The 15,262-nt window shown below is 74.1% G+C and carries 17 protein-coding genes; 9 read left to right on the top strand and 8 right to left on the bottom strand.

Annotated features, from left to right (window positions below; all coding sequences use genetic code 11):
• Positions 1 to 9 precede the first annotated feature (9 nt).
• A complete protein-coding gene (locus tag ABZ135_RS35250; protein WP_356701847.1) occupies positions 10 to 156 on the bottom strand; it encodes a hypothetical protein in 147 nt (48 codons plus the stop codon).
• Between the two features lie 336 nt (positions 157 to 492).
• Between ABZ135_RS35250 and ABZ135_RS35255 the strand changes: the two genes are divergently transcribed.
• From ABZ135_RS35255 to ABZ135_RS35265, 3 genes are all read left to right on the top strand, one after another.
• The gene (locus ABZ135_RS35255; protein WP_356701849.1) at positions 493 to 1,929 is read left to right on the top strand and encodes a serine/threonine-protein kinase; all 1,437 of its coding nucleotides are present in this window, start codon (positions 493 to 495) and stop codon (positions 1,927 to 1,929) included.
• A 121-nt stretch (positions 1,930 to 2,050) separates the two neighbouring features.
• On the top strand, positions 2,051 to 2,953 hold the full coding sequence (locus tag ABZ135_RS35260) for a YihY/virulence factor BrkB family protein (protein WP_356701850.1): 903 nt from the start codon (positions 2,051 to 2,053) through the stop codon (positions 2,951 to 2,953).
• Positions 2,954 to 3,148: 195 nt separating this feature from the next.
• Positions 3,149 to 4,339: a hypothetical protein gene (locus ABZ135_RS35265; protein ID WP_356701852.1), complete on the top strand. Its 1,191-nt coding sequence runs from the start codon at positions 3,149 to 3,151 to the stop codon at positions 4,337 to 4,339.
• 164 nt (positions 4,340 to 4,503) lie between these two features.
• On the opposite strand, the gene ABZ135_RS35270 is transcribed toward ABZ135_RS35265, so the two are convergent.
• Positions 4,504 to 4,983, bottom strand: coding sequence for a carboxymuconolactone decarboxylase family protein (locus tag ABZ135_RS35270; RefSeq protein WP_356701854.1), 480 nt, complete (start codon positions 4,981 to 4,983; stop codon positions 4,504 to 4,506).
• Between the two features lie 231 nt (positions 4,984 to 5,214).
• Here ABZ135_RS35270 and ABZ135_RS35275 point away from each other — a divergent pair, with 231 nt between their 5' ends.
• The 3 genes from ABZ135_RS35275 (at position 5,215) to ABZ135_RS35285 (ending at position 7,930) form a co-directional block, all read left to right on the top strand.
• Positions 5,215 to 6,168 (top strand): RNA polymerase sigma-70 factor, encoded by a 954-nt coding sequence (locus ABZ135_RS35275; protein WP_356701856.1) that lies wholly within the window; start codon positions 5,215 to 5,217, stop codon positions 6,166 to 6,168.
• Between the two features lie 157 nt (positions 6,169 to 6,325).
• A complete protein-coding gene (locus ABZ135_RS35280; protein WP_356701857.1) occupies positions 6,326 to 7,069 on the top strand; it encodes a hypothetical protein in 744 nt (247 codons plus the stop codon).
• Between the two features lie 75 nt (positions 7,070 to 7,144).
• A complete protein-coding gene (locus tag ABZ135_RS35285; protein ID WP_356701859.1) occupies positions 7,145 to 7,930 on the top strand; it encodes a VOC family protein in 786 nt (261 codons plus the stop codon).
• 23 nt (positions 7,931 to 7,953) lie between these two features.
• Here ABZ135_RS35285 and ABZ135_RS35290 read toward each other — a convergent pair whose 3' ends face one another.
• Entirely contained in the window at positions 7,954 to 8,778 is an 825-nt protein-coding gene (locus tag ABZ135_RS35290; protein WP_356701860.1) for a J domain-containing protein, read from the bottom strand.
• Between ABZ135_RS35290 and ABZ135_RS35295 the strand changes: the two genes are divergently transcribed.
• Positions 8,777 to 8,968 (top strand): hypothetical protein, encoded by a 192-nt coding sequence (locus ABZ135_RS35295; RefSeq protein WP_356701862.1) that lies wholly within the window; start codon positions 8,777 to 8,779, stop codon positions 8,966 to 8,968. The two genes, ABZ135_RS35290 and ABZ135_RS35295, sit on opposite strands and share 2 nt — an antisense overlap.
• A 101-nt stretch (positions 8,969 to 9,069) precedes the next feature.
• Here the strand turns inward: ABZ135_RS35295 and ABZ135_RS35300 are convergent, their stop codons facing one another.
• The 5 genes from ABZ135_RS35300 to ABZ135_RS35320 all read right to left on the bottom strand — a co-directional run bounded on the left by ABZ135_RS35300 (position 9,070) and on the right by ABZ135_RS35320 (position 11,679).
• On the bottom strand, positions 9,070 to 9,495 hold the full coding sequence (locus ABZ135_RS35300) for an Hsp20/alpha crystallin family protein (RefSeq protein ID WP_356701864.1): 426 nt from the start codon (positions 9,493 to 9,495) through the stop codon (positions 9,070 to 9,072).
• A 90-nt stretch (positions 9,496 to 9,585) separates the two neighbouring features.
• Positions 9,586 to 10,434: a sugar nucleotide-binding protein gene (locus ABZ135_RS35305; protein WP_356701866.1), complete on the bottom strand. Its 849-nt coding sequence runs from the start codon at positions 10,432 to 10,434 to the stop codon at positions 9,586 to 9,588.
• Between the two features lie 153 nt (positions 10,435 to 10,587).
• Positions 10,588 to 10,854 (bottom strand): DUF4235 domain-containing protein, encoded by a 267-nt coding sequence (locus tag ABZ135_RS35310; RefSeq protein ID WP_356701867.1) that lies wholly within the window; start codon positions 10,852 to 10,854, stop codon positions 10,588 to 10,590.
• Between the two features lie 10 nt (positions 10,855 to 10,864).
• The gene (locus ABZ135_RS35315; protein WP_356701869.1) at positions 10,865 to 11,257 is read right to left on the bottom strand and encodes a DUF3618 domain-containing protein; all 393 of its coding nucleotides are present in this window, start codon (positions 11,255 to 11,257) and stop codon (positions 10,865 to 10,867) included.
• Positions 11,254 to 11,679 (bottom strand): phage holin family protein, encoded by a 426-nt coding sequence (locus ABZ135_RS35320; protein ID WP_356701871.1) that lies wholly within the window; start codon positions 11,677 to 11,679, stop codon positions 11,254 to 11,256. Before ABZ135_RS35320 ends, ABZ135_RS35315 begins: the two co-directional genes overlap by 4 nt.
• A gap of 248 nt (positions 11,680 to 11,927) precedes the next feature.
• On the opposite strand from ABZ135_RS35320, the gene ABZ135_RS35325 reads away from it, so the two are divergent.
• Positions 11,928 to 13,205, top strand: coding sequence for a geranylgeranyl reductase family protein (locus ABZ135_RS35325; RefSeq protein WP_356701873.1), 1,278 nt, complete (start codon positions 11,928 to 11,930; stop codon positions 13,203 to 13,205).
• 109 nt (positions 13,206 to 13,314) lie between these two features.
• The gene (locus tag ABZ135_RS35330; RefSeq protein WP_356701875.1) at positions 13,315 to 14,145 is read left to right on the top strand and encodes a DUF1206 domain-containing protein; all 831 of its coding nucleotides are present in this window, start codon (positions 13,315 to 13,317) and stop codon (positions 14,143 to 14,145) included.
• Positions 14,146 to 15,262: the final 1,117 nt, after the last annotated feature.

Raw genomic sequence — 15,262 nt, forward strand, 5'->3', positions numbered from 1 at the left:
GCCCGGCCGTCACGCCCGCTTGTCCTCTTCCTCGTCGTCCGCCCGGGTGGGGCGGGCAAGGGGGATGCGGGTCTGGCCCTCGATGGGTGCCGGGGTGCGCTCGCCGAGCCGCTCCTCCAACTGCCGGAGCCTGGTACGGGTCTCCTCGGGCGTCATGTTTACCTCCGTCACCGCTGTTCCGGGCGGGTACACCGAGAGGCGTCGTCGGTCATGCTCGTCTCCTTCGCGGACGCGATGGTCGTGTGCCGTCCTCGCCTACCCCCTCCGGCGCGAGGCACCGCGACCTCGGTCGAGTGCGCATGGAATCCGTCGTGCCGATACGACGCCCGGTCCTCCTTCCGCGAGGCCGTCGGCGGGGACGGGGGATGTCCGGCGGCTGAGGGGGCACACGGTGCATCAGGGCTCGCACCCGGCGGCCGGGTACGCCATCGGCGACGCACACGTGGGCGGGCGGACGACGGCAGGTGACGACAGGACGCAGGGAGCGCAGTGATGAAAGTCCGCTCGTGGCCGATCCGACCGGACCTCCGGCTCACCGCCCACACGGTGGCCGGCCGCTACCGGCTCGACGAACTGCTGGGTCGCGGCGGCGCCGCCGATGTGTACGAGGGCGAGGACCTGCGCCTGCGGCGGCCGGTCGCCGTGAAGGTCTTCCGCCCGGACGGCGCCGCCGACACGGAGGAACGGTTCGACACCGAGGGCCGGCTGCTGGCCCAACTGCAGCACCCCGGCCTGATCACCGTGTACGACTGCGGCCGGGACGACGGAACGCCCTACCTGGTGATGGAACTGGTCAGGGGCACGACGCTGCGCCGGCGGATCGCCGAGGCCGCGCTGACGCCCGCCGAGGCGTGCCGGATCGGAGCCGCGCTCGCCTCGGCGCTGGCCCACGTGCACCGGGCCGGAGTCGTCCACCGCGACGTCAAGCCCGCCAACATCCTGCTGGACGAGACGGGCGCCCCCCGCCTGACGGACTTCGGGATCTCCCGGCTGCTCGGCACCACCGCCCAGACCGCGACGGGCGCCCTCGTGGGCACCGCCGCGTACATGGCCCCGGAACAGGTGCTGGGGCGGGGCGCCGGGCCGGCAGCGGACGTCTACAGCCTGGGCCTGGTCCTCATCGAGTCGATCAAGGGTGAGCTGGAGTACGACGGGGCGCCGCTGGAGGCGGCGATCGCCCGTCTGCACCGTCCCCCGGTCATCCCGCCGGACATACCCGCGGCGGTCGTCGAACTGCTGGAAGCCATGACCGACGCGGACGAGAGCCGCCGGCCCGACGCCCGGACCTGCGGGCGCGCCCTGGCCGCCTTCGCATCGGAGGATCTCGCGGGAACGGCCGACGCGCCCGCGGGATCCTCCGTGCACGCGGCTCCTCCCATGAGCGGTGAGGACGGCGCGGGCGAGCGCGATCCGGACACGCTGAGGTCGCCCGTGGCGGGCGCGGCGGCGGGGATGACCGGCGGCGAGACCGCCGTCCCCGCACACGGAGGGCCGGAGGCCGCACGACCCTCTTCCGGTCGGTCCGCCCCACGCCGAGCCGGCCGGCTCCTCGTGACCGCCGGCGCGGCACTGACCGTTCTCGGCGTCGGACTGGCCGGTTCGGTGGGCGGGCCGTCCGCCGAGGCCGAGAACGCCGAGCCCGTTCCGTCCCGCCCCGCCGCCACCGAGCCGGCCTCACCTGCCGCCTCGCCCCCCGCGCCGGCCGGAGCCGCCGTCTCCGCGTCCGCGCCGCGATCCCCCTCGTACACCGGGGACCGGCCCGGCGGCTCCGAGGGCGCTGCGGGCGACAGCCGGACGCCGTCCGCCTCCGGCGTCCCGGAGCGGCAGCGCGGCCCTGCGACCGCTCCGGAAGCGGTCGGGCCGGGCCCCGAGAAGGGGGAGGGGCGGCAGGGGAAGCCGAAGCCCGGCAAGGGCAGGCACGCGCGGTGACACCCCCGCGGCTCCCGGCGTCCACGCCGCCTGACGGGGCACCAGACGGCCGGCTCACCGGCGACCCGCCCGGGGCGGCGGCCGCCGGATGGAGGCAGGTCCAGAAGAGAGCGGTGGTGTCATGACGACCGATGTACCCGCGAGCGGCTCACCGCCCGACCGGCGCGAGCACGGGGCCTACGCCAGGGCCATGGCCCGTACACCGGTCGCCGTCTGGGAGGACGACCTCACCGACTGGGCGGCGGCGCTGACGTACTACGCGGTGCTGGCCGTCTTCCCGGCCCTGCTGGTGATGCTCTTCTCCCTCACCCTGCTCGGCACCGACACCCCCGAAGAGGTCGTCGTGCAACTGTCCGCCTTCGTGCCGGAGGCGGCCCGGCCGGTCCTCGACCAGGCCCTGACCAGCCCTCAGGACGGCCCGTCGGTGCGCTGGCTGCTGCTCCTGGTCACCGCCGGCGCCGCGCTGTGGTCCGCCTCCAGCTACCTGGCGGTCTTCCGGCGCGCGCTGCACGCGATGCACGGGGTCGCCGACTGCCGCCCGGCGTGGCGGACCTTCCCCGCCACCGTGCTCAGGGCGTTGACCGTGCTCGCACTGCTGGTCAGCGGGGTGCTGACGCTCACGGCCGCCGAGCGGGTCGCCCGCGCCATCGGCCGCGGCACGGGAACGGACCACCAGGCCGCCCTCGTCTGGGCGGGCTTGAAGTGGCCACTGCTGTTCGCGGTGGTCGTCGCCCTGGTCCTGCTCCTCTTCCGGTCCGGGCCGCCGGAGACCCGCGGCGTGCGGCAGACGCTGCCCGGCGGAACACTGGCCGTGCTGCTCTGGCTGCTGGCGTCGGCGGGCTTCGCCTTCTACGCGTCGCACATCGCGACGTACAACCGCCTCTACGGCTCCCTGGCGGGCGTGGTGGCCTTCCTGGTCTGGCTGTGGGTCTCCCACGTCGTGCTTCTCGCGGGCGCGCAGTTCAACGCCGAACTGGCGCGGGACGGGGGAGACACAGGTCGCAAGCCGTGCTCCCCTCCGTGAGCGGGCGGCCTTCCGTGCGTCCGGGGCCGCGCCGAGACGACGACGCGGCGGCACCCCCTGCGTACCGCCGGAAACGGCTGGCCCGATGTTGACGGGTGCTCACCAGCGTCTGTTCGGCGGAGCCTCACGTTAGCCGCGGAGCGCCGCGGATATGCCTGGTCGCACGGTTGTCTGACCAGGCGAGAGGACGCAGCAATGGACATCGGGCTGACCCGTGGTCTTCGTATCCGGAGGGCGGTGATGGGCACCGCGGCGGGGCTTTCCCTCATCTCCGCGGGCTTCGCCGTCCCGGGCCCCGCGGTGGCCGCCGAGCACGGGATCGAGGACAACGCCGAGCACGGCACCAGGGCGTTCCCCGGCGGCACCCGGATCCAGCTCATCGTGAATCCGGGGGTCACCACATGGATCCTCGACCTGTACGGCGCGGGCGCGCAGGGCGGCTGGGGCGGCGCCGGCGGCGGCGGTGCGGGTGGCGGCGGGGGCGGCGGGTCCTTCGGCAGGGGCGGCGGCGGAGGCGGTGCCGGCGGGGGCGGCGGCGGTGGGGGCGCCGGCGGGGCCGGAGGCGGCGGCGGGGCCTACGTGCGCTGCGAGATCTCGGTCAAGCCCGGTGAGCGCTACAACCTCGACGTGGGCACCGCCGAACGCACCTCCACCAAGACGGGCCGAGGCGGCACCGCCGGCCGGGCCGGCTCCGGCAGGCACCTGACCGGCGGGGACGGCGGAGGAGCCGGCGGGAACGGCGAGAAGCCCGACGCGGAGTTCACCAGCTACGCCTCGACGTCCCTGTCCGATGCCAACGCGCCCGGCCTCGTCACGTACCTGGCCCGGGCGAGCAGCGGAGCGGTCGGCGTCGCGGGCGGCCCGGGCAGCGGCGCACCACGTGCCGCGGGCGGCAACAGCAATCTCGGCTCAGGCGCCGGCAAGGGCGGCAGGAGCGGGAGCGGCGGCACCGGCGGCACTCCCGGACAGCCGCTGACGAAGCCCGACCAGACCTTCTGCAAGGGCGTCACCCTCGCCGCGGTCGACGGCGCGCCCGGAGGCGCGGGCAAGCCCGGCGTCAACGGCGGGGCGGGCGGCGCGGGCGGGGACGCGGACTCCGACTGGGGTTACGGCGGCAACGCCGGCACCGGCCGGGCGGGCGGCACCGGCGGGGAGGGCGGAGCCGCCGGGGCCGCGCCGCCGCTCGGAGCGGGCGTGCCCGGGGGCACGGGCGCCGGAGGCAAGGGAGGCACCGGGTCCACGGGCGGCTTCGGCGGGAACGGCGGCAAGGGAGGCGGCGACGTGTCCGGCGGCGGCTCCGGCACGGACGGCACCGACGGCACCGCGGGCGGGCCCACGCGGGCCGGCGCGCCCGGCGGTGCGGGCTACGCCATCCTCACCTGGTAGGAGCCCGCACCACCAGGCGCTGGCCTTCCGCAGCATTGCGATCCCCACCGCCCGGTTCTGCGCACTCCATGCCCGAAGCGAGTCCGCAAGGCCGAGGGGCCGTTGCAGAGTGATCTGCAACGGCCCCTCTATCGTTTCGGGCGGGCCTGCGTTGGGCCCGCCGGTCAGCTCGCCAGGCCGGCAAACATGCCGGGCTCGTACGAACCTCCCGGGTTCCGCACGATCACGTTCATGCGAGTGGCCGCGTTGATCAGGGCGACCAGACAGACCAGCGCACCGACCTGGTCGTCGTCGTAGTGCCTGCGCACCTCGGCCCAGGTCTCGTCGGACACGCCGTGCTCGCCGAGCCGGGTGCCCTCCTCGGCGAGCGCCAGAGCGGCCCGCTCGGCGTCGGTGAACACGGTGGAATGCCGCCAGGCGGCGACCAGATGGAGCCGGAGCGCGGTCTCACCGGCGGCCGCGGCCTCCTTGGTGTGGATGTCGACGCAGAAGCCGCAGCCGTTGATCTGGCCGACCCGCAGCTCGACCAGTTCCCGCAGGCGCTTCGGCAGCGTCGACTGTTCCAGGGGCAACGAGGTGTTGAAGAACCGCTTGGCGACCTTGGCGGCGGTCGGGCTGTCGAACAGGTTGAAACGGGGCTCCATGATGTCTTCCTCACGTGTCGAGTGGCGCGTACCGCGACGCGGATCGTTCGCGGCGTCCGGACGAACACGAGATGCCGGCCGGCCGCTCCTCGTGACAGCGCGGCGATGTGACGTAGGCCACCGATCGGGGGTGTCACAGAACGGCCGGGGCCGGCGTCTTGTGCGTGACACGGTCGAAGAGTCGAAACGTCGAAACGTCGAAGAGCGGACAGCGGACAGCGGGAGCCGGCGATGAGCACGCGGACAGGGAACACGGCCGGGACACCCACCCGTCACGGGTCCACGGGGTCCACGGGGTCCACGGGGCCCACCGAGTCCTCGGACCCCACCACCGAGGCGTTCGTCGCCCATCGCAACCTGCTCTTCACCGTCGCCTACGAGATGCTCGGCTCCGCCGCCGACGCCGAGGACGTCCTCCAGGAGACGTGGCTGCGCTGGGCGGAGGTCGACCTCGACGAGGTACGGGATCAGCGGGCGTACCTGGTCAAGATGACCACGCGACAGGCCCTTGGCCGGCTGCGCACGCTCCGTCGGCGCAAGGAGTCCTACGTCGGTCCCTGGCTGCCCGAACCGCTGCTGACCGCGCCCGACGTCGCCGAGGACGTCGAACTGGCCGACAGCGTCTCGATGGCGATGCTGCTGGTGCTGGAGACGCTCGCCCCGGTCGAGCGGGCGGTGTTCGTGCTGCGCGAGGTGTTCTTCCTGGGATACGACGAGATCGCGGAGGCCGTCGACAAGAGCCCCGTCGCGGTGCGCCAGATCGCGCATCGGGCGCGCGCGCACGTTGCCGCGCGCCGGCCGCGCGAGGTCGTCTCCCCGGCCGAGACCCGTGGGGTGCTCGAGGCGTTCCGGCAGGCCGTCGAGACCGGTGATCTCCAGCGCCTGCTCGACCTGATCGCGCCGGATGTCGTCCTGCTGACCGACGGCGGCGGAAGAGCACAGGCCGCCCGGGCACCCGTCGTGGGCGTCGACCAGGTGGTCCGGGTGCTGGCCAGGATCGGCGCCACGGTGTCGCTGCGGCCGGCCCAGGTCAACGGCTACCCGGCGCTCACGCTCCGGCTGGGCGACACGGTCGACACCGTCCTGGCGGTCCGCATCGAGGACGGCCTCATCACGGGGCTCTACGCGGTGCGCAATCCGGAGAAGCTGGCACGCGTCGACCGTGAGACCGTGGTGAGCCGCTGAGCCGCTGAGCCGTCGGCCACTCCGAGGCATCTCGACGTGTCGTCGGTTCGCGGTGTGGAGCCTCCCCTTACGGCTAACGTCGAGTGGCCGCGCTCCCGTTGCCGGGAGCCGTCGGGCTCGACCGCTCGACCGACAGCGCGATTTCTGGGGGGCACGAATGGACGCGAGCATCGCATCGGCCGTGATCGGGGCCGTTGCCGTGGGGGGTACGGCTCTGGGCACCGTGCTCGGCGGATGGGTCCAGGCACGCGGCGGAAGAGCCCAGGCCGAGGCCGCCCGCCAAGCCGCCCGCATAGCCGCCGAGGCTACGCACCACCAGGCTCTGTACGACCGCCGTTGGTCGCTTCTGGCGGCCTATCTGCGCGCCGCGAGCGAATGCGTGGAGGCTGCCGACCAGCTCTACAGCACCGACTCTCTCCCGGACGTCCGACGGCGCTGGCACGCGTTCACACTGGCCCACGCCGAAGCCGAACTGATGGCCCCGCCGGGGCTGCTCGCCCCCATCGACGACCTCCGCAAGGCGGTGGGCCGCATGTACTGGACGGCGCAGCAGTCCGCCCCTGCCGAGCGTGCCCTGAAGGAGTTGCGCAGGCGGGTGGAGCAGGGAGAAACGGCAGCGCTCCGGGCATACGAAGCGGTCGAGCGCCTCTGGGAGTCGGACGAGCACCTGCCGCTGCCGCCCGAGCAGCGGGCATCCTCTCCCGACTACGCGCTCGCCGGTCAGGCCCTCGACGGACTCCCCGGATTCGGCAGCGAGCAGGCGGCGATGCTGCTGAACAGGACCCGGCAGCAGAGGGAGGCCGCCAGCAGCGAAAGGGAGACGCGGAAGAGCAACCACATCGAGGCCCGCCGCGAGCTGGTCGCGGCCGCGCGGACCGTGTTCGGCACGGACCGACTGTGAAGGGTGGCCGCATGGCGGTGGGCCGGGCGGGGCAGAGGCTGCCTGACACACGCCCGGCGGCAGGAGGACACACCCATGGTTCCGGCCACCTCCGACCTGATCGGCGCGCCGTGCTGGCTCAGCCTGGCGGCACGCGATCGGAGCGGCGCCGAGCGGTTCTACAGCACCGTGCTCGGCTGGTCGTTCCGCCGGGGCACCCTGGGCGAGGCGTTCTCGGTCGCCGAGGTGGACGGGGTGCCGGTGGCCGGCATCGCCGCCGTGGCCGGTGAGCTCGCGGTGCCCGTCGCGTGGACCCCGTACTTCGCGGTCGACGACGCCGACAGCGCGGTGGCCCGGGTCCGGGAGCGCGGTGGCACGGTCGGCGTCGGGCCGGTCCGCTTCCCGCCGAGCGGGCGCGCGGCCCTGGTCGCCGACCGGGAGGGCGCGACCTTCGGGATCTGGGAGGGACGCGTCCTGTCCGAGTGGCGGGTCGGCGGGGAGGCACCTCTGTGGCTGGAACTGCACACGGGGAACGCGTTCGACGCCGCCCTGTTCTACGGCGAGGTGCTCGGCTGGGCCGCCTCGGACCGCCTGGGCCGCTGCGACATCTCGTACGAGGAGGACCAGGTCGTCCTGCGGCGCGACGGCCAAGCCGTGGCGCGTCTCAACAGCGGGCCCGTCGAGGAAGCCGCCCCCAAGCCGCACCTGCGGCCCCGCTGGCTGGTCCACTTCAAGGTTCCCTCCCTGGAGGCGGCCACCGCGGCAGCCGTCGAGAACGGCGGCACGATCGTGCGGAACGGCCCGTGGCCGACCGGCGCGGGCCAGGCGACCCTGCGCGACCCGGACGGCGCCCTGTTCACCCTCGACCAGGTGGCGTCCTGACGCTCGCGGTCCTCGACGGATCGCTAGCGACGGAACCCGATGCGGACGGGGCCCGCCTGGAGCCACGGGTCGTGGCGGTACGGCGCCGGTCGTGGCCGGGGGCCGATGACCACGACGTACGCCACCTGAACGGGAACGGGGTCCTGAACGGGGTCCTGAGCGAAGCCCTGAACCGTTGCGTACGGTGAACGCCCGCTCTGCCGCACCGGAAGCACGGTTCCGCGTGGCGGAGGGGCCGCACGCTGCCCGTCGTACTCCGCTCGTCTCCGCGCGTCCCGCAGAGTGGCATACGCGGTCATCACCTCGTCGAGCCTTTCGGGTCGCCCCCGCTGAGCCGGCTGATCCGTCTGATCTGTCCGATCCGGGTGAGTGTCGGGATGCAAGGCGCGGACCCGTGCCCGATAGGCGCTGGTGATCTGCTCGGCCGAGGCGGTGGGAGCGACCCCGAGCACCGCGTAAGGGTCCGGTCGCCCGAGTCCGTGTGCGGTCACGTCGTTCACCTCCCGCCGTGCCTGCGCGATGTCCGGATTCCCGGTGCGCAGGCATAAACCTTTATCGGCTTTTGTCATCATCATTGCTCGAAGGAATGGACGAAGGAAGAGTAAAGAACGGCTGGTCGCCTTCCCGTCCGGAGCTGTGGGGAGGAGGTCGATGGCAGTGGCGCACCTGCTGGTCCAGAACGATGACGTCGTCGTACGGCTGCCATGGCGTGAGGCGCTCCTGGCTCGCCGGAAGGGGGTACGGGTCCCTCTCGGCGAGGTGCGAGGAGCGTGGGTCGAGCCGGACGGGTGGCGTGCCGTGCGGGGGACTGTCGAACGTGGTCGCCGGTGGCCGGGACGTTTCTGCATGGGCACCTTGCGGCACGCCGACGGCGTCGACTTCGTCGCCGTGCGGGCTTCCGGTCCGGCGGCCGTCGTGGACCTGGCTCCGGGCGGCCGGTTCGCCCGCCTCGCCGTGTCCACCGCCGACCCTGAGGGTGCCGTGCACGCGGTCCGGATCGCCGCCCGGCGGAGCGGGCTGGAGCGTCGGCCCGGGTGACGGACGAACGGGGTCGGGCCCTCACGGCGATGTGCCGCCGTGAGGGCCCGACCCCGCGTACCCGCCGGCCCGGGCCCGGCCCGGCGGGACCCTCGACCCCGTTAGGACTGCAGTTCCCTGTCCGGGCGCCTGCCGGTGCCGATCTGGATCTTGCGCGGCTTGGCCTGTTCACCGACCGGGATGCGCAGGCTGAGGACACCGGCGTCGTACGTCGCCTCGATGTGCTCCGTGTCCAGCGTCTCGCCGAGGAAGAGCTGGCGGCTGAACGTGCCGGTGGGCCGCTCCGAGATCACCGTTTCCGCGCCTTCTTTGATCTCCGGCTTCCGCTCGGCCCGCACGGTCAGCACGTCCTTCTCGACGTTCAGGTCCAGCGACTCGGGGTCGACGCCGGGCAGGTCGAACTTGACCCACACCGCGCCCTCCTCGTGCCAGGCGTCCATGGGCATCGCCGCGGGGCCCTGCGGGCCGTTGAAGACGCGCTGGGTGAGCCGGTCCAGCTCACGGAAGGGATCGGTCCGCATCAGCATCTGATCATCACTCCTTCGCGTGCTGTGCCGTTGGATCGCGTCCCGACAGTTCTTATATAACTCCCGGCAGTGTTCTTGACAAGGGGGCACTCAAGTCTGCGCTCCCGGCACCGCGTCCAGGAACTCCCTGGCTCCGCGGAGTCGGGTCCGCAGGCGCCGCTGCGTGGCCCGGCTGTCGAGGCGTACGTCGAGGACGCCCGGCAGGCGGGTGTCCGCCCGGCGGCCGGTGGGGAGCAGGGACGGGTCGATGCCGTCGCGTCGGGCGACGAGGACGCCGAGTGCGTGGCGGCTGAGGGCGTCCGGGCCCGCCAGGTGGAAGACGCCCGTCGCGTCGGACGTGGCCAGTTCCCAGAGGGCGGCGGCGAGGTCGGCGACATGGACGGGGCAGCGGATGTCGTCCGTGAAGAGGGCGCCCTCCCGCTCGCCGGAGGCGAGTTCGTGCACGACACGTTCATGGGTGGACGCGCCGTCACCGCCGTCGCCGAGGACGAGCGACGTGCGGGCGACGACCGCGGCCGGGTGGAGGAGACGCACCGCCGTCTCGGCGGCGGCCTTCGCGGCCCCGTACGGCGTCACAGGATCGGGCAGGGCCGTCTCCTCGTAGCGGACGCGGGCCCCGGAGAAGACGGCGTCGCTGGAGACGTGGACCAGGCGGATGCCGCGCCCCGCCGTCGCCGCGGCCAGCCGCACGGGGCCGTCGGCGGTGGCGGCCCAGTCGGCCCCGCCGCTGGAGGCGTTGATCACCGTGTCCGGAGCCAGCGCGTCGAGGAGCGCGTCGAGGAGGTGAGGGTCGCGGAGGTCCAGGCGATGCCATGCGACGCCGGGGGCTTCGCCCGGCCGGGAGCGGTACGTCGCGGCCGTGACCCGGCCCGTGGCAGCGGCCTGACGTACCAGCTCCGTTCCCAGGAATCCGCTGGCCCCGATGATCAGCACCGTCATGGTCCTCCACGGTAGGGGAGGACCGGCCCGAGCGGACCCCCGCCCACGGTGATCATCATGGGCCGGGACGCTCTCCGAGTGCTGAGCCCTCGGCCCTGAGCCCTGGGCCGAGGACCCGCGTTCAGCGGCCGCGGTCGCGGCCGGGGCCGGGGGTCAGCCGGGCCAGGTGCCGGTCAGGCGGCGGGTGGCGGTGGCACCGGCGCGGTCGACCGCCGCCTTGACGGCGGCGAAGATCGCGCCCTGGAGCGCGGCGGCGACCAGCACCTCCTTCCAGGTCCGCTCCTCGTCGGTGGCGTTCGGGGCGTCACCGCTGTGCCCCAGCACCTTCCACGCCTGCTTGAACAGCGTTCCGGCGGCCAGACCGCTCAGCGTGCCCAGGGCCAGACCGATCGGCTTGTAGGCGACCTTCGCCGTCTTCATCCGGCTCACCTCACCCCTTCCCCCGGCCGAGCGCCCACCACAGCACGACGGCCCCTGCGACGGCCGCCCCGAGCATCAGCTTCCGGTGGTCGCGCGCCGCCCTGGTGCCCCGGGCGGCCTGGGCACGGGCCTCCACGGCGACGTGGCCGGCCGTGTCCCGTACCGGCGGCAGCACGTCCTGCGCCCGGTGCGCGAGGTCGGCGGCCTTGGCCCTGACCTCGCCTGCCCGGACCACCGCCTCCTCCTTCACCTCTGCGGCCTTGTCCTTCACCCGGGCCTTGACGTCGGCCTGGGCCACGAGCGCCGCCACGGTCCGCCCCAGCTCGGCGCGGGTCCGCTCGACCTGCTCGCGCAGCTCCTCGGGACCGGCGGCGGTCTGCTTGTCCTGCGGAGGTCGGTTCATCGGTGCGCACTCTCCTTGATCCGGGCCATGTCGGCCTTGACGTTCTCGATGGTCTGTTCGGGAGCGAGCGGCGCCGCCCGGTCGATCTCCTTCTTGCCGGTCATCGCCATGACGGCGGCGATCACACCGAGCACGGCGCTGACGATCAGGGCCGCCGCCCACACCGGCAGCGGTATCGCCAGGGCGGCGATCGCGGTGGCCACCAGCGCCTGCAGCATCAGGAACCCCACCACCCCCGCCCCGCCGAACAGGCCGCCGCCCTTGCCGTAGCGCCTGCCCTTCTCCTTCATCTCGGCCTGCGCCAGCCGGACTTCCCCGCGCACCAGCTCGGTCAACTGCTGCGACGCCCGCTGCACCAGCTCGCTCACCGGTTCGGTCACCGGCTCGCGCACCGGTTCCCTCGCCGTCCGTGTGCTCGCCATGGCGCTCACCTCCCGCACGTCTCGATCCGGGCCGACCGGGAGCGGGTCCCGGCCGCCCTCTCAGCCCTCGACTACCCCGAACCGGCCCGCTCACGGCCCCCATCCCGCCGGGAAAGGTCCCGGCACACCAGCCGACGCGGGCGGTCGGGGGAGAACCTCACGGAGAGGTGATCGAAACCACCGGCCGTGGGTACGGATGGGACGCCGTCCTTCCGTCCACCCGCCGGCCCCAGCAGAGGAACACACCCATGGACGACCTGTCTCCCCACCACGACTCGGCGGACGTCATCGTCGTCGGCGCAGGACCCGCCGGCTGCAGCGCCGCCTATCACCTGGCGCGGGAGGGCCACGACGTCCTGCTCCTGGAGAAGGCCACCCTCCCCAGGGACAAGATCTGCGGGGACGGCCTCACCCCCCGCGCGGTGAAGGAGCTCGTCGACATGGGCGTCGACGTCTCCGGGGACGACTGGGTCAGGACGAAGGGCCTGCGCGCCCACGGCTCCGGCACGACGGTGGAGATGCCCTGGCCCGTCGTGGCGTCCTACCCCGACTACGGGCTGGTGCGGGCCCGGACGGACTTCGACCACCTGCTCGCCCGCACGGCCGTGGCCGCCGGCGCGCGCCTGCTCGAAGGAACCCAGGTCACCGAACCGCTCGTCGACGCCGCCACCGGCCGCGTCACCGGAGTGACCGCCCGGCGGGGCGACACCGCGTACACCTACCGGGCGCCCCTGGTGGTCGCCGCCGACGGCGCCTCCAGCCGGCTCGCCGTCGCCCTCGGGCTCGAGCAGCGCAGGGACCGCCCCATGGGCGTGGCCGTGCGCCGCTACTACACGGCACCGCACCGCAACCGGGACCACCTGGAGGCATGGCTCGACCTGGAGACCCGCGACAGCCGCGGCAGGACGTACATGCCGTTCGGCTACGGGTGGGTCTTCCCCGTCGGTGCCGACGCCTTCAACGTCGGCCTCGGCACCTTCCACATCGGACGCGGACCCGAGGTGAACCACCGGCAGCTCTTCCGCGAATGGATCGCCCGCCTCCCCTCGGCCTGGGGGTTCGACGAGGACCACGCCACCACCGCGCTGCGCGGAGCACCGCTCCCGGCCGGACTCACCCGGCGCCCCCAGTACACCCGCGGTCTGCTCCTGACCGGCGACGCCGGCGGCATGATCAACCCGCTGAGTGGCGAGGGCATCGACTACGCGATGGAATCCGGCCGGATGACCGCGGAGACCGTCACCCGCGCCGTGGCGCAGCCCACCGCCCGGGCCCGAGAGGAGGCCCTGCTCCGCTACCCGGAGGCCGTCCGCGAGGCGTACGGGCGCTACTTCACGGTCGGGCGCCTCGTCGTCCACGCGCTGAACCACCCCCGCGTGATGAAGATCGTCGCCACCCGTAGCCTCCAGCGGCCCGTCCTGCGGCGCTTCGTCTTCAAGCTCTGGTCCAACCTCACGGACCCGCACAGCCCGGACGCGCTGGACCGGGTCATCACCGCCCTGCAGCGGGCGGTCCCGGCGGCCTGAGCCGTCCGCGGGGGTTCGGGAGAGTGAGACGGGGCACCCGGAAGGGTGCCCACGAGGGGCGAGACCCCGAGGGCGGGACCCGAGGGGCGCGACACGAGGGAGAGTTGACATGACCTCGAACCGCTCCACCCTTCCGACCGGCGGAGCGGACGCTCGCGGGAGCGTCGTACGGGGGGCCGCCCGCGCGGGTTTCGTCGCGCGCGGTGTGCTCTACCTGCTGGTCGGGGTGCTGGCCGTACGGATCGGACTGTTGGGCACGAAGGAGCAGGCGGACCGGGGCGGGGCGCTGGCGGAGGTCGCCTCGACCCCCCTCGGGGCCGTGCTGCTGTGGGCCCTCGGCCTCGGTCTGGCAGGCATGGCCCTGTGGCGCCTCACCGAAGCCGTCTTCGGCGCCGCCGGGCCCAAGGGCGACCGGGCGACCCGACGGGCCGCGTCGGCCGCCCGATGCGTCTTCTACGCGGTCGTCGCCTTCCTCGTGCTGACCTTCGCGGTGGGGGAGCGCGGCAGCGGGGCGGGCTCCACCGACCGGCAGAGCGAGGACGCCACCGGCCGGCTGCTGGGCCTCCCGGGAGGCCAGTGGTGGGTCGGCGCGGTCGCCGCCGGACTGATCATCGCCGGACTGTGCATCGCGGGCGCGGCCCTGATGCGGAAGTTCCGCAAGCGTCTGACCTGGGGCCGCATGTCGCGAACCCAGCGCCGCTTCATGAGCGTCACCGGAGTCGCGGGAGGCGTCGCACGCGGACTCGTCTTCGCCGCCGTGGGCTTCTTCGGCCTCAAGGCGGCGATCACCTTCGACCCGAAGCAGGCGAAGGGCGTCGACGACGCGATCCGCTCCTTCGCCCAGACCCCGATCGGCCCGTGGCTCCTGCTCGCGGTGGCCGTGGGACTCGTGCTGTTCGGGCTGTTCTCCCTGGGCCAGGCCAAATGGCGTGACATGTGATCCGGCGATCCGCCGAGCCCCTCTCGGCGGATCGCCGGGCTGCGAACCTGGCCGCTCTGACGCCGGGGCGTCGACCGAGGCGGACGCCGGGGAGGTGGACGCCCGCGGGGGCGGAGTGAGTCGGAGCCTGCGCGGATGGGGGGCTTCGGCCGAGCCGTATGCCCGCCGAGGCGGGACACCTTCCGAGCTGGACGCCCGTCGGGTGGTCGCTGAGCCCGGGGGCGACTGAGCCTGCGGCCAGCCGAGCTGGACGCCCGGCGAGGCCGACGCCCGCCAGGGCGGTAGCGCCGCCGTCCGAGCGGGACACGTGTCGGGCCGGAGGCTGCTGAGCCCGGGGGCTGGCCGAGCCGGACGCCCGGAGGGGCGGACGCGGCCGAGTGGGACGGAGTCTGCGCGGTGGGGCGCTGTGCGAGCCGGAAACCGGCCGGGGCGGGACACCGTTCGGGCGGGGACACCCGTCGGCCCGGAGGCCGCTGAGCCCGGGGCCGACCGAGGCGGACGCTCGCCGGGGCGGGGCGCTGCCGTCGGAGCGGGACACCTTTCGGGCTGGAGGCTGCTGAGCCCGGGGGCTGGCCGAGGCGGCCGCCTGGTGAGGCGGACAGCCGCCGGGGCCGGATGCGGGCGGAGTGAGCCGGAGCTCGCGAGGATGGGGCGCCGGCCGAGTCGGATGCCCGTCGAGCCGGACACCGGCCGGGGCGGGACACCGTCCGGGCGGGGACACCCGTTGGCCGGGAGGCCGCTGACCCGGGGGACTGGCCGAGCCGGACGCCTGGCGAGGCGGACGCTCGCCGGGGTTAGGCGCGGGCGGAGCGAGTCGGAGCCTGCGTGGGTGGGACACGGTCCGAGCCGGATACCCCCGGGGTAGGACACCATCCGAGCGGGACCCGTCGGGCCGGAGCCCGCCGGGGCGGGGTGCCGCCCGGGCGAGATGCCCGCCGGAGCCGGATGCGGGTCGAGTGAGTCGGAGCCTGCGCGGCGGCCGCTGGCCGAGCCCGGGCCGACCGAGCCGGACGTCCCACCCGCTCAGGGCCCGGGCGCCAGCCCTCCCACCCGCCCGCACGCGGAACATACGCGGACGGCCCGGCCGCGACGAACGTCGGCGCCCTCGGGCCAGCGC

The sequence above is a fragment of the Streptomyces sp. NPDC006339 genome, from assembly GCF_040612775.1.
Classification (GTDB): Bacteria; Actinomycetota; Actinomycetes; order Streptomycetales; family Streptomycetaceae; genus Streptomyces.